This is a genomic window from Paenibacillus sp. OSY-SE (assembly GCF_000283315.1).
Classification (GTDB): domain Bacteria; phylum Bacillota; class Bacilli; order Paenibacillales; family Paenibacillaceae; genus Paenibacillus_B; species Paenibacillus_B profundus.
This window is the reverse complement of record NZ_ALKF01000149.1, coordinates 1-13,727: the sequence shown is the minus strand read 5'-3', so window position 1 is coordinate 13,727 and position 13,727 is coordinate 1. Positions and strand designations below refer to the sequence as shown.

Genomic DNA, 13,727 nt, shown 5'->3' with positions numbered 1-13,727 from the left:
AAGTTTAAATCCACGGCGGTTCTTTGTTTTTATAATTTTAGTATTGCTTCTTCAGCAACTTGTCCGAATGTCCTTCATGCCTCCCTCATTATTGCTGAAAATGATAAGGGACGGTCGTAATCACGACATCCTTGCGATTGATGAAATAGGCACGCAGCATAATACTCGTCTGATTGTGCAAGATGTTCTCCCACCAATGGCGCGGTATGAACTGAGGAATCAAGATCGTAACATGATCGTTCTCCGATTGCTTCCATTCGACGGTATCCACGAACTTCACTAACGGACGAATCACACTGCGATAGCTGGAACGATGTACAATTAGTCGGACTCCAGGATCCCATTCCGCCCACTTCTTCTCCATCAGCTTGATATCCTCATCATTGAAGCCCACATAGACGGCAACCACATGATCCGTCATCGACTTGGCATAACTAAGGGAATGCATGACGACTCGCGTTATGCCGGCCACCGGGACAATGATAGTATTTCCTTTGGCCTTCGGCTTCTCGGTATGAATATCAATGCGAAGCTCATCTGCCGTAATGAGATAATGCTTATGAATCTTATGAAAGATGTACATCACGGTTGGCAGGAAGATAAAGACCATCCACACCTGACTGAACTTTGTAATCAGGAAGATCATTGTAATCATGAGCGTAGTTAGCATACCCACGGTATTCACCGCGAATTTCCATAACCAGCCCGGAGGCTTCAGCTTCATCCATCTTATCATCATCCCAAGCTGGGACAGCGTAAATGGGATAAATACCCCAATCGCATAAAGCGGAATTAGGCTTGATGTATCCCCACCGAAGATCAGGACAAGCAAAGCAGAAAGCACACCCAGAATAATAATGCCATTCGAAAATCCCAATCGATCCCCTCGAACCAAGAACATGCGGGGCATGAATTTGTCCTTCGCCAACATATAGGCTAGCAGCGGAAAGGCGGCGTACGCCGTATTTGCAGCCAAAAACAGGATCAACGCCGTTACCCCTTGGATAAGGTAATAGACCATTCCTCGTCCAAACACAGCCCCCGCGATCTGTGAAACGACCGTTTCTTTGCCGTTTGGAACGACTCCATACCAATAGGCTAAGAGGCTTATCCCAAGGAACATAACGCCGAGAATCCCGCCCATCATCGCAAGCGTAGCTGCAGCATTTTTCTCCGATGGCTCCCTGAAGTTCGGAACCGCATTCGACATGGCCTCTACCCCTGTCAACGCCGAACAGCCTGAGCTAAAGGCCTTCAGCAGCAGGAATAGGCTAATATTCGTCGAGGCTGCTTCCATATCCGGTGCAGCAGCCACTGCCCCACCCGTAATGTACTTGACCACACCCGACAAGATCAGGATAAAGATCGCAATCACAAATAAATAGATCGGGATCGCAAGCACCGATGCCGATTCCGTCACCCCTCTTAGATTCATGATGGTCAGAAACGTAATCATCAAGATTGCAATCAAGACCTTGTAATTATGAAGCGCAGGAAAAGCAGATGTAATCGCATCCGTTCCTGCCGATGAGCTTACTGCCACGGTCAGGATGTAGTCAATGAGGAGTGAACCGCCCGCAAGTAGTCCCGTTGATACTCCAAGATTATTTTTAGCAACAATATAAGCGCCTCCTCCTGTAGGATAGGCAAATATCGTCTGACGATAAGATGAGACCAGAATCAATAATAAGGCAAGCACGGCAATCGAGATCGGAATGGAGTACCAGAAGGCCACTGTCCCTACGGCAAGTAGAACAATCAGAATTTGCTCGGTACCGTAAGCGACAGACGATAAAGCATCAGAGGATAATACCGCCAACGCCTTTAATCTGCCAAGCTTCTCTCCTTCAAGCTCTGCACTCTTCATTGGTTTTCCGATCAATAACCGTTTTACTTTACTAGCCATATCGATTGCTGCCTCACTTTACTCATACTAAGTTTACTTACATATTAGTCGAGGTTCAGAAATGTATGTTACTCCTGTCACAAGTGTTCTGGTAAAAACAAAGGATACGTCCATAATGTCCATACAGGCTTGCTTTTTCACCAAATAAGCGTAACCATCGCATGTGCATTAATAAAGACGTTCCAGTTGGTCTTATTATCTTGATATCGCCTTGATTTATGCACTTTTGTTCACGATTTGCACGATACATCACAAATGGGAGATTGTTTCTGCAACCTGCAGAACAAAAGAGCCTGCCGCTATCGACAGACTCTATCTTGATTTAAAGGAACAGCTGAATTGCCGCTAGAAGCAATCCGATGACAAATCCGCACAAGGCGCCATTGACGCGAATCCACTGCAAATCCTTGCCGATCTTGCCTTCGAGCATCTCAATTAGCGCTTCATCGTCCATTTGATTTATATTTTCTGTTACCAGCTGACCGATACGATAATGGTTCTTCTCAACGATAGCGACGACAGCTTGACTGACTCGATTCTCGCTCTCATGGATCCATTCCGGATTCGCCTTCAACTGTTGAGCGGCAGCACGGTAAACTTGGAGAACGATTCGGCCCCCCGTGTCGTGTTCACGGGCTAAGGCATGAAGCGCCATCGTGCGGATCTCTTCCAAACGTTCCTTAATCGTCTCGTCAAAACGTTCATGCTGGATATGCTCGAGCAGCCAGGTCTTTAGTCGCCCCACCTTCTCCTCATGCATAGCAAGCTGGAAGACCTGCACACGAATCTCACGGATAATCATTGCGCGGGATTCATTATCGTCATCCTTCCAGTCTTGCAGGGATGAAGTAATCATGCCTTGCAGCAATTGGCCGAGCTTATCCTCGTCCATGAAGCCTGCGAAGGCTTGAAATGCAAACCCCTTCAGTCCGCCAAGCTTCACTTCCGCCAGCTTCTCATTCGCCAATCTGCCAAGCATGCGCTTCGTCTCTAGACGTCGAGCCCATGACTCCGCCTCTTCGAGCACGTAGTCGAGCGCTTTCTCATCATAACTCTCCTTGATGAGATAGGTGGCAAGCTGGTCAAATGCTTGATGAAGCTCTATTTCCCGTACATAAGAAGCTAACCCTGACTTAACGACGGGAGCAAGCTTCTCTACAGGAAGCCTTTCAACAAGATGTATCGCACGATCCAGCACTTGTCTGCGAGCCTTCTTCTTCTGAACGGCCTGCGTAGCAACCGCAGTTACCCGCTCCACAAGATTCCATCCGCGAAGCTTCTTCTCAATGCTCTCTTTGTTCAAGAGCTCCGTCTCTATAGCAGATACGAAAGATTGAACAATCCGATCTTTATTCTTTAAGAGCAATGAGGTATGGGGAATGGGAATACCCATCGGATGTCGAAAGAGCGCCGTAACTGCGAACCAGTCAGCGATCCCGCCCACAAGACCTGCTTCGAAGCCGCCCTGCAGAAGCAGTATCCATAAATAATCAGGCAGCATGAGTGTAACCACGAAGCCTGCGGCCATCACAATTAAGGATATTCCCGCTATATATTTGGAATTCATGATATCCTCCCTCCCTTGTTCAAGGGGACATATTGAAATAAACGCAAAAGTTCAAGATGCTGTACCTTAACTGGTATTATTCCCATACGACTAATAATTTGCTGAAGAAGTACGCATCGATCATTAGAATTTATTTCAAGTTGTTTGATTTGTGCTTCAGTATACCGCATACTCAATCTCCGTTCCATAGTGTTCATCTCTAGAAGAGCCTGCTAGGATACTATATAATAGATCCATCGATATAACGCCTATGACTTTTTTAGTGCAACTCAATCTGAAAGATTTGGCGAAGCATGACGATTCGTCGCTGCTTCCGACTAGCGGCATGCTATATTTTTTTGTGGGGATAGATGAGCCTGCTTATCATATTGAACATCGCGTATTCTATCTGAATGAAGGAAAGACGGCATGTGGCCGACTATAATAATGAATTCACGAAGGAGACAAGACCAAATATGAAGGATGTACGTGAGGAAGAGAGAGACTTTGGGTTTGCGCGGGTCTATGCGGTTGAACTAAAATACAAGCGGCAGCCAGAGCTGGATCGAAATTTTCTCTATGAGAAAGTGGAGCGTTACACCGGTAAAATAGAACATCCAGAACAACAGGAAACGGATGCCGCAAGGCTAGCTGTTTGGGAAGCGAACGAAGTTGATAAGGATAACATGCTTCATTTCTTTCATTTAAACTACATGGTTCAATATGCGGAAGGAGAAATGCCTGCCCAGACCAGCTTGATGAACATGGACAATCGTCCGGCTTCGGACTACGAAACGGCTATTCAGCAATCCTGGCATTGGCAGGAAGCCGCTCAGACTCTACACGAATGCAACTATTCGCTGCTTCTGGTAGACATGATGGCATCAGGACTTGACCCCAAATCAAGATTACAGCTGTTCACTGGCGTACTCCAAGCGCTTCTGGAAGCGGCTCCTTGTGATGCGATTTACTTTCGGGAGAGCGACAAGCTTGTAGAGCCTAAAGCGTATTTGGCTGCGATTGAAGAGGGTGCCCTGTTATATGGTGCGATGAATATACGATTCTATAATGTTGAAGGGACTGGAAGCGGACGGGCAGAGGGCTTGATGGATTCAATAGGACTAGCTGCACTGGGTATTCCCGATGTTCAGTGTCATTATTATGATCTTGATCCTGATGAGGTTGCCGGACATTTAGCGAATATCGGATACTATTTGTTTAATCAAGGAGACGTAATCAATGACGGGGAAACGATTGGATTCACCGAAGACATGCGTTGGCGTTGCGAGCATCAATACGCACTAGCCGCCCCGCATCGCGTCGTTATCGACATCGATCCGGGAGAACCTTACTACGCTGGAAGACAGGGATACATACAGGAAGAAAATTAATATTGCTGACTAAGAACTAAAGATTGTCCAGTGGAAACGGCATGACAATGTTACTGGACTGAAATAGTGAGAAACCGTGAACGCAGCTAGATTAGGGCTGCGTTCTATTTTCGTCACAAGCGTTGACCTGCTTTAGCGTGTAGTTATCATTCAAATCCAACAAGTCTCCTCTTGCAAGAATCGAAATCTCTTGTCCATCCATCGTCACACTTCCTTCTTATGCAATCACGACAACTTGATAACACTTGAAATGTACAAAAGAGCTGTCTTCCAAAGTCCTTATTGAACTTAGAGACGGCTCTTCTTTATCTATCCTGTAAACCTATAGAATTTGTTCTAAAAGTCCGCTGTTGCTCACGAAATCATGCAAGAAGTAAGGTCAGACACCTATACATTCTTTGTCTTCAGAAGATGGACGTACCATTTCAATCCGGCGTTGTGATTAAATACGCTCACCTTGTCCAAGACCTCAAATAAACCGCACTGCTCCATTTCCACGATCTTATGTTCAATCATAGCAAAGGCGGGATCTTCGGTGTTCTTGTGAGAATACAAGGAAGAAACGATAACGCCATTAGAAGTCAAAAATTTGGAATAGTCAAGAAGCTTGCTTGGCGTGTTGGGCACATAATGCAGCGATTCGTTAAACACGATAACATCATATTGCTTCTCAGGCACATAATGATTAATGTCCCCGCAGTGGAAAATGTTCTTTGACGTTTTGGTCGATGCCATCTTGATCGCTTCCTGAGAAAGGTCTACGCCCGTATATCCTTCTTTCTCGCTGTCTAGAAGTATATCGTACAATATTCCGGTACCGCACCCCATATCCAGAATGCCCTCTTCTGCAATAAACTTTCTTATGTAACCGTACACAACTGAGTATCTGGCGTATTCCGTAATATCCGATAAATAATCCCATACGTTGGATTTGTACTCTTCATCCCATTGCTGCTGATTACTCTCAATATAATCTTGTATTTTCGTATTTTCCATTTTTGAATCCTCCCACTCTAGTAGATGTTGACTTACTACTTGTCAACGATGAACAAGATACAGCATAACAGCCAAAGAAAAGCAGCAACAAATCACAAAAGGATAGAATTGTAAAAACGAAAAGCAATAGAAGCGTGAAGATGAAGCATCGTGTTGTGGTGGTTGGTAAGTAGGTACAGAAGTGAAGTAATCTTTCTCTGAAAAATCTATTTCCTATAGTAGTATTACAGTTATATTTTGTCAATGAAAGAACTTACTGAAATCACCAAAATGCCCCCGTTTATTTATACGAGAGGCATCCTTCCCTATCAGCCGCATTGTGGCGATTACGTGCTCTTCAACTGTTCCAGCAGCGACTCCACATCATGGATCGGTGCCTGGCAAGCATAATCTGCGTATACGTATGCAGCAGGTTCGATCTTATTATCCAGCTTATAGACGATCGCCGTATTCGGCGCGTACGCTTGTTAAACGGCGGCAATGATTTGCTTGGTCAATGCATGCTCAGGATCTCCCTCAATTACGACTTTCCGCTGACCTCGAACCGCTTGCAGACATGCGAGAAGGGTCATCGCATATCCCGCGACGGATAACGCTTCACTGTACCATCGTTCATGGCGAAGGAGAACGCCTTCTCCCTGACTCCTTCGGGAAACTGGGAATGCTCGCAGTTGATACGAAAAAGCGTTGCATTCGGGTGCTGGTGCTTGATGCTTTCCATTGGCCAGCGAATGACGCTGGGCGTGTTGAATCCGACACAGCTCAATGAGGCACAGCTTGAGGTCTGCTGCAGCCAAAACATGAACCGATCCCGTTGCGGCTCGTATGGTTTTTCAATGAAATACCAATTTACACGCACATTGAGAAACATCGGGCCTCCGAAGTTCGGACGGTACGGCACCGGCGCCAATCAATACGCAGTCCGCTTCCCGAAGCGCATCAGCAGCAGCCTGTAAATGACTTGTTTCCGAGAAAGCCTTTAAAATCCCCTTACTTGCCGTCTGCGATCGATCCCTCGTGGAAAATGCGTGAATAAGCGGCCCGGTCCTCAGGTTCAAAAGATAATGCGGTCAAAACGGCCCGAATTACGCCGCAGCCAAGCGTCCACCGCTTGTATGAACATTTCCGGCGGCTTCCCTCTTCGTATATCCGAATACCCAGTTGATATCCCGCAGAATGCAACCGAGCGGATGGAGCTGAGCTCTGCCGCCAGTGTAAACAGGAGGTGTACCTTCTGTTTCCTAAATCGACATACTCTTATTACTGCGAAGATAAAGTCTCGGTGTGCACTACTGGTTAAATGCTTGTTCTCGTTAACGCTGAAGCTGGTTTCGTCTTCCTACTACAGCAGCCGCAAGCAGAATGAGAGTTACGACCAAATAGATAAGCGGCATGCCCTTCCCAGCCGATGAATCCATGCTGCCCATAAAATCGAAGATCTGCAGCTGGTTCATAACACCCACAAACATGATGACCAGGAAAACTACTTCGAAGGTTTTATTTGTCCGCGTCCATATACCTAAAGCAAGCGCAAGTGTAGGAATGAACATGGTTCCTACGAACCAGGCAAAAAGACCACCCATATCGCCTTCAAGGAGAAGCTGAATACCAAAGCCGATTCCCGTACCGAGCGCGATGATAAAGCCCGCAAACCAGGTTGCCGGAATCTGACGCTCAAGTGGATACATACTGGAGAACACAATATCCCGTGTATTGTTGCGCAGCTCGCGAACGCCCATAGAAGACCAGATTAGAATCGGCCATACCCAAGTGAGTGGTCCGAGCATACTTCTTACTATATCAAGCGGCAGCAGCAGATCTCCTGCTATGAAGAGGAAGGCAACCAGATACCACCACCACTTCTGTCCTTTCAGCATCAGCCACAGCTCATACCGCAGCAGGTTGAAGAAGCTGAACTGAAGCGATATGCCTGATAGGGCCTTGGCCGTCAAGCCGCCGCTTGATTCCCAGCCCTCATTTTTGTCGCCCTTCCTTTTCCTCCTGAACAGACTGAAGAGTTCGAAGGAATCCTTCGCCATCACCTTATCAAACCCTCTGAAAACTAAGGCCGCCAGCAGCACCACAGCAATGGCGATTACAACCCAGGCTAGACGACCCGCTATAACCTCAGATGACCAGTCGACACCGCTCCAGACAAAGGTTTCCAGAGGCCGGTCAAGCTCAATGATGCCGTCTGCCCGCTCCACGAGCCCTGTAACATTCTTCTGTTCACGGAACGTATCGATCATGCTATCATAGAACACTTCCAGTCCCATAGGACTGCTGAGGGCCAGATTGCCCATCTGCACGGTTACCCCATAATTCAGGAAGACCTGGGACCAGAGGAAGAAGTAAACAATAATGCCAACTCCGCCGCTCAACACGCGTGTTGCCTCGAACAGCACAGCCAGTGCCGCTACAAGCGCCATCAAAGGCAAAGCAACGAGAAGAAACGGAAGCAGAAGGTCCAGCAGCCGGATCGTCGTATCCTCATTGCGAATCAACTGCATGGCGATCGACGCCAGAAAAGCGATAAACACGATAATCGTCAGCACAATAAAGTTACTCACAAACTTACCAAACAGATAGCCGAATTTGCTGATCGGTGTTGTGGCAATAATTTGCCCCACACGGGTCATCCGGTCGCGGTCAATAGCATTCTTCACAAGCGCGAAGCCGATTAGGCTCAAAATCGTGACCGTCGACATGACCACGGTGGCGCCAATCCAGGCGGAATTGTAGATGCCCCGGTGCTCGTTAATCATGACCACGCCGTACTTGGCATCTGTGAACGGAACGAAGAAATAAGCCGCAAGAATAGTCAGAACAATCGTTACAAGAAACCCGTAGCTGCGTGTCCGTTCGTAGAAGTCCGCCCGGACGATATGATAGAGGGAGCGAAAGCTAGTCATTCCGGCTTCCTCCCCGGCTGTCAGAAATGCAGTACAGATAAGCGTCCTCCATAGCTGGTGTAATTAGTCTTGCATCTGGTGCAGGCTTGGTATCTGATACGATTCTCACCTGAATGCCCTTGCCGCTACGGATTGTGCCGCTGATAATCCACTGTATGCGCAGCGCCTGGACATCCTGTTCTGAGACGATAACCTCCCACACCTTGCCCTCCACCGTCTGCAGAAGCGTATCCGGATCAGAGTGATGCATCAGCTTCCCCTTCGATATGATCGCAATACTGCCGGCCGTCGCTTCCACATCAGAGACGATATGCGTAGAGAAAATAATGATCCGCTCGCCCGACAAGTCGGACAGCAGGTTGCGGAAGCGGACACGTTCAATCGGATCCAATCCGACCGTCGGCTCATCGACAATGAGAATTTGCGGGTCATTGAGAAGCGCCTGGGCAATCCCGACGCGTTGTCTCATCCCGCCGGAGAATCCCCCGATCGGCCGTTTACGGGCATGCGTCAGATTGACGAGCTGCAGAAGCTCATCGATCCGCTTCTTCGCTGTCCGCTTGCTTATGCCTTTGATTGCCGCAATATATTCCAGAAATTCTACCGCGTTGAGATTTGGATAGACACCGAAATCTTGAGGCAGATAGCCGAGAACTCTGCGGATTTCGTTGGGCTTCTTGGAGATATCAATACCGTTCCAATGAACCGCCCCATTGGTAGCGTCCGTGATGGTGGATATAATCCGCATCAGCGTCGATTTTCCTGCTCCGTTCTCCCCAAGCAGCCCAAGCACGCCAGGCTCCAACCTCAGGTTAAAGTCCTTGAGTGCCCAGAAGTTCCCCTTGTACTGCTTGCTCACCTGATTGATTGCCAGCTCCATCTTACTATCATTCTCCTCTCCAATGTAACGGCTCCGGGAACCGCTTGAAGCTTCAAGAAGCATCTATGCCTGCAAATGTTTCGTGTTTCCTCTGTATGTTCGTGTAATGGTCCGTCTATGACGGGTTTTGGGTGCTTGTGTACAATCAATGGTGTGGTCGATTTTGGTGTGCTGCTTCCTTGCGGGTTATGACAGCATGTGCGGGACTGATTTGGAAGTGTTGTTGGGTCGGTGTTGGAAGTAACGGCCGCTCATGCGCAAGCTGCCGGTGTTTTGTCAGTGGTATATCGTACAGGTTTAGGGTTAACCGGATGAAAGGCATGTGGGAGTCCAGGTCAGTTCGTGACCTGGACTCTTCCCTTCAGCAGCCAGCTATTCACCGCTAGAAGGGCCAGGGCGAGCACAAGCAGGAAGAGCAGACCGCCAAGCGAGTATGTGGCATACTCCGCTGCCAGACTGTCATTCGCCAGTCTGATACCAAGCGGCAGCCGGAACGGCAGCCATTCGAACCATCCGCCGAGCATCGAGCCGACACTGGCTGCCAGAACGGCACACAAGACTACAAATGCCGGTACGGATCCATAACGCACGGCCTTGCCGGCAAGGAACAGAAAGCCGAGGCCGAAGCTGAACATAACAGCGTATAACAGCATGATGGCATCCATCCGGTACGTCTCCGCCAGCAGCGGCTTCATTTTCTGTGAGATGCCGGTGAGCTTGCCGATGACATGAACCTCGTAAGTATAGATGCCGAGCATGGCAGCAGAGGATGCCGCCATGATGAGCACCGTTTGCGCCGCCGCTACGGTCAGCTTCGACAGCAGGACCGGATAACCGGAATACGATGAATTAATCCAGTAATAAACCGAATGGGTTTTCCATTCTACCTGCAGCGATTGAAGGTATAGAACAGGCAGCAGGAAGGCGCTCAAATACGTGACAAATATAGCAAGGACGGTTGCAAGCCCGGGCTCAACCCCGTGTGCCAGCAGGAAGCAGCCCAGCTGCAGAAACATCAGCATCGAGAAGGAGAGCACGAAGGCGAATCGGGATTGGCGCATATCTTTGGGTAATAGAAACCGGTAAGCTTTCACAACAGCGCCTCCCTCATGACATCCAGTACACTCATGCCTCTTGATTCGCGGAGGTCCTCCACAATTTCCGAAACGAGCATCCTTCCATCCTGCATGAACAGCAGATGATCCAGGTACAGCTCGATCTCCGCCACCTCATGGGTCGATACAATAATCGACTGCTTCTCCAACTCCGTATGCTCCGCCATCATTTCAAGCAGATGCTCCCTGGTGATAGGGTCAAGGCCCGAGAGCGGCTCATCCATGATGAGCAGCGGCGCTGAACGACTCAGCGTCAAGATCACCTGCAGCCTTGCGCGGTTACCCTTCGACAGATACCTGACTTCTTTATCCGCGTTCAAATTAAAACGTCGGGTTAGCGCTTCCGCCTTGGCAGTCTGAAAGTCCGTATACAGCTGGGCAGCCAACTGCAGTGACTGCTGGACGGTAAAGAACGGATACAGCCACTCGCGTTCAGGTGAGAAGGCCACCTGTTCTCTCGTTTGTCGGCCGACCGGTTCCCCGTTCATGAAGATGCGTCCTTGCGCTGGACGGACCAGACCGGCTATCAGATGGAGTACAGTTGATTTGCCGCTCCCGTTCGCCCCGATCAGACCGATAATGCCGGCATGCGGCACAGAGAAACTCAAATCGTGGAGCACCTTCTTATAACGGACTTGCTCAAATGTAACTAAGCTCAAGATTTGGTATCCCCCTTTGCCTGCATGCTGCTGTTGATCATGCTCATAATATCGTGCGGAGTGTGGCCGAGCTGCCTCATGCTCTCGAGGAAGAGGAAAATCTGATTGCGGGAGAGCTCCTGCCGGAGACGCTCCAGCAGCTCGATATCCGCTGTCACGAATGTCCCCTGGCCTCTTCTCGTCTCCACTACGCCACGCCTTTCCATCTCCATATAGGAACGTTGAATGGTATTCGGATTAACGCCTACTTCAACTGCCGTATCCCTTACCGACGGCAGCTTGTCGCCAGGCCCGAGCTCCCCCCTGCATATACGCTGGAAGAATATATCCATGATCTGGGTGTATATCGGCTGTGAATGCTGAAACGAATGTGTCATGGATATCTCCCTTCTCCATCGTATGATTGACTTAGTGTTCTAGGTACATAGTACACTGCGACAAGAGGGAAAGCAAGGGTGATTTCCCTTTCTTTTCAAACAATTAACGACTCTCTTCTACCTGGCCCCATACTTCCTTGAGTGTGAAGCAGAATCCAGTCTCTAAAGAGTTAATACCATAATCAAAGTGCCAGATTCATTTGTACTTCAACGATATTGGCATAGCTTCAAATAAGAAATTTTCCCACACTCTGCAAGCTTTTTCTCCCTTCTCCTTTTCTTCCGGCCACTTACCGGGATAGCTCTCTTGTGAAAGCTGATTTTTGGAATGTAAGCACTTCAAAAATCTAGTCATTTACTCGTCAGATACAGAAACAGACATACAAAAAACGCCATCCCTTCCTATGATTCTACAGAAAGAATAGCGCATTTTTCGTTTTGGGAGTACTTAATCTTATTAGGCTGATGACGACTGACGATATTCCATATACGCCAATACCTCTCTCTTTAACTTTCGTTTATATAATTACTTCTTACTTTTTTAACATTGGATGACAAAACAATATTAGTTGAAGGTGTTCCATATTTCATGGCTTCGTCAATAAATATTTCTAAACTCTCCACAGAATTAGTAGCTACTTTTGCAATATAGCTAATTTCCCCAGCCACCCGATAGCATTCCAATACGTCAGGATGATTGTGACAAAAACTTGCCAAAGCTTTGCAGTCCTTTGATTCAAATAATATAAGAGCCATGATGTTCCGACCTAATTTTTTTAGGGATACACTCGCATGATATCCTTCAATCGTATGATTATCTTCTAACTTTCTTACTCTTTCAATGACAGCTGGTGAAGATAAATGAACAATCTCCGCCAACTCTTTCATTGAAATCTTAGAATTCTTCTGTAATTCGTTTAATATTCTCTGATCAATCTTATCCAAATGTACACAACCTTTTTTTATAAAGCATACTATCCAAATCTCCTAAATAAGTAAAGCTAAACCATGTATTAATCGTTCCTGACCTATGTTATTAGCATTTATTTCTGTCTAAAATAATAACAAAGGAGGCTAAATAATGAAAAAAATATTGTTATTATTAGCAGATGGCTTTGAAGCTGTGGAAGCTAGTATGTTCACAGACGTTTTTGGTTGGAATAAGTGGGAAGGAGATGGATCTACAGAATTAGTAACTGTCGGATTCCGTAAAAAATTAAAATGCACTTGGAACTTTACGATCATTCCTGAAAAAGTAATTTCTGAAATAAATTTAGAAGAATTTGATGCCTTAGCTATCCCTGGAGGGTTTGAAGAAGCTGGTTTTTACAATGACGCTTTTGATGAAAGGTTTCTTGAAATTATTAGGTACTTTCATTCTAGACAAAAACCGATTGCTAGTATTTGCGTAGCATCTTTAACTTTGGGTAAAAGTGGAATATTATATAATAGAAAGGCAACCACTTACAGCCATCCAACTAGTCATCGAAAAGAACAATTAAAAACATTTGGCGCAAACGTTCAGAACGTACCTATTGTTCAAGACGGCCATATTATAACTTCATCGAATCCAGCTACCGGATTTGATGTTGCTTTTCTTTTACTTGAAAAATTAACCTCAGAAAAGAACGTCAAACGTATTAAAGAATTAATGGGATTTGAAATTTGATATTAAAAAAGAGCTTATATTCGTATAAAGGAATGTGTAGTAAGATATATCTGATACTATTTCAAAGAACAGCAATAATAATATACGAGTTTCTTGGTTCAAATGGTAAAGTACTTTTTGCTTATCCTGAATAGAGTTTATGGATACGAATAAATCCATACAAATATTGAATTTTAACGCTAAAGTGTATATATAAATGAACGTATAAAGACATCAAATTTGAAAGAAGTGTTTTTTTGAATATATTTTTTACGTATCTTCTCGCGGGTCTTGCAA

General features: G+C 46.6%; 13 protein-coding genes. 4 read left to right on the top strand and 9 right to left on the bottom strand.

Translation table 11 applies throughout. The annotated features are described in order from the left end of the window. Positions 1-88 precede the first annotated feature (88 nt). Positions 89-1,906: an APC family permease gene (locus A372_RS0104800; protein ID WP_019419710.1), complete on the bottom strand. Its 1,818-nt coding sequence runs from the start codon at positions 1,904-1,906 to the stop codon at positions 89-91. A gap of 322 nt (positions 1,907-2,228) precedes the next feature. Beyond that, positions 2,229-3,473, bottom strand: coding sequence for a DUF445 domain-containing protein (locus A372_RS0104795; RefSeq protein ID WP_019419709.1), 1,245 nt, complete (start codon positions 3,471-3,473; stop codon positions 2,229-2,231). 250 nt (positions 3,474-3,723) lie between these two features. On the opposite strand from A372_RS0104795, the gene A372_RS36105 reads away from it, so the two are divergent. Both A372_RS36105 and A372_RS0104780 read left to right on the top strand, forming a co-directional pair. After that, complete coding sequence (locus A372_RS36105; protein ID WP_019419707.1) at positions 3,724-3,897, top strand: DUF1963 domain-containing protein; 174 nt, start codon at positions 3,724-3,726, stop codon at positions 3,895-3,897. Positions 3,898-3,928: 31 nt separating this feature from the next. Then, entirely contained in the window at positions 3,929-4,843 is a 915-nt protein-coding gene (locus A372_RS0104780; RefSeq protein WP_019419706.1) for a DUF4261 domain-containing protein, read from the top strand. A 387-nt stretch (positions 4,844-5,230) separates the two neighbouring features. Here the strand turns inward: A372_RS0104780 and A372_RS0104770 are convergent, their stop codons facing one another. Continuing rightward, positions 5,231-5,839 (bottom strand): class I SAM-dependent methyltransferase, encoded by a 609-nt coding sequence (locus tag A372_RS0104770; RefSeq protein WP_019419704.1) that lies wholly within the window; start codon positions 5,837-5,839, stop codon positions 5,231-5,233. Positions 5,840-6,549: 710 nt separating this feature from the next. Here A372_RS0104770 and A372_RS37180 point away from each other — a divergent pair. Then, entirely contained in the window at positions 6,550-6,795 is a 246-nt protein-coding gene (locus A372_RS37180) for a hypothetical protein (RefSeq protein WP_157259440.1), read from the top strand. A 357-nt stretch (positions 6,796-7,152) separates the two neighbouring features. On the opposite strand, the gene A372_RS0104760 is transcribed toward A372_RS37180, so the two are convergent. The 6 genes from A372_RS0104760 to A372_RS0104735 all read right to left on the bottom strand — a co-directional run bounded on the left by A372_RS0104760 (position 7,153) and on the right by A372_RS0104735 (position 12,727). Then, positions 7,153-8,751 (bottom strand): ABC transporter permease, encoded by a 1,599-nt coding sequence (locus tag A372_RS0104760; protein WP_019419702.1) that lies wholly within the window; start codon positions 8,749-8,751, stop codon positions 7,153-7,155. Beyond that, complete coding sequence (locus tag A372_RS0104755; RefSeq protein ID WP_019419701.1) at positions 8,744-9,631, bottom strand: ABC transporter ATP-binding protein; 888 nt, start codon at positions 9,629-9,631, stop codon at positions 8,744-8,746. Before A372_RS0104755 ends, A372_RS0104760 begins: the two co-directional genes overlap by 8 nt. A gap of 335 nt (positions 9,632-9,966) precedes the next feature. Then, positions 9,967-10,725, bottom strand: a complete 759-nt coding sequence (locus tag A372_RS0104750; protein ID WP_019419700.1) for a hypothetical protein — start codon at positions 10,723-10,725, stop codon at positions 9,967-9,969. Next, entirely contained in the window at positions 10,722-11,405 is a 684-nt protein-coding gene (locus A372_RS0104745; protein ID WP_019419699.1) for an ABC transporter ATP-binding protein, read from the bottom strand. Before A372_RS0104745 ends, A372_RS0104750 begins: the two co-directional genes overlap by 4 nt. After that, positions 11,402-11,782 carry a GntR family transcriptional regulator gene (locus tag A372_RS0104740; RefSeq protein ID WP_019419698.1) on the bottom strand — a complete coding sequence of 127 codons (381 nt, stop codon included), beginning with the start codon at positions 11,780-11,782 and terminating at the stop codon, positions 11,402-11,404. Before A372_RS0104740 ends, A372_RS0104745 begins: the two co-directional genes overlap by 4 nt. A gap of 507 nt (positions 11,783-12,289) precedes the next feature. After that, positions 12,290-12,727, bottom strand: coding sequence for an Lrp/AsnC family transcriptional regulator (locus A372_RS0104735; protein WP_019419697.1), 438 nt, complete (start codon positions 12,725-12,727; stop codon positions 12,290-12,292). A gap of 136 nt (positions 12,728-12,863) precedes the next feature. On the opposite strand from A372_RS0104735, the gene A372_RS0104730 reads away from it, so the two are divergent. Next, positions 12,864-13,451, top strand: a complete 588-nt coding sequence (locus A372_RS0104730; RefSeq protein ID WP_019419696.1) for a DJ-1/PfpI family protein — start codon at positions 12,864-12,866, stop codon at positions 13,449-13,451. The last annotated feature ends 276 nt before the right edge of the window (positions 13,452-13,727 follow it).

Coding starts and splice junctions, on each gene's coding strand:
- A372_RS0104795 (WP_019419709.1), bottom strand. CDS start 3,473: ATGAATTCCAAATATATAGCGGGAATATCCTTAATTGTGATGGCCGCA.
- A372_RS37180 (WP_157259440.1), top strand. CDS start 6,550: ATGCTTTCCATTGGCCAGCGAATGACGCTGGGCGTGTTGAATCCGACA.
- A372_RS0104755 (WP_019419701.1), bottom strand. CDS start 9,631: ATGGAGCTGGCAATCAATCAGGTGAGCAAGCAGTACAAGGGGAACTTC.
- A372_RS0104800 (WP_019419710.1), bottom strand. CDS start 1,906: ATGGCTAGTAAAGTAAAACGGTTATTGATCGGAAAACCAATGAAGAGT.
- A372_RS0104780 (WP_019419706.1), top strand. CDS start 3,929: ATGAAGGATGTACGTGAGGAAGAGAGAGACTTTGGGTTTGCGCGGGTC.
- A372_RS0104760 (WP_019419702.1), bottom strand. CDS start 8,751: ATGACTAGCTTTCGCTCCCTCTATCATATCGTCCGGGCGGACTTCTAC.
- A372_RS0104770 (WP_019419704.1), bottom strand. CDS start 5,839: ATGGAAAATACGAAAATACAAGATTATATTGAGAGTAATCAGCAGCAA.
- A372_RS36105 (WP_019419707.1), top strand. CDS start 3,724: ATGACTTTTTTAGTGCAACTCAATCTGAAAGATTTGGCGAAGCATGAC.
- A372_RS0104730 (WP_019419696.1), top strand. CDS start 12,864: ATGAAAAAAATATTGTTATTATTAGCAGATGGCTTTGAAGCTGTGGAA.
- A372_RS0104740 (WP_019419698.1), bottom strand. CDS start 11,782: ATGACACATTCGTTTCAGCATTCACAGCCGATATACACCCAGATCATG.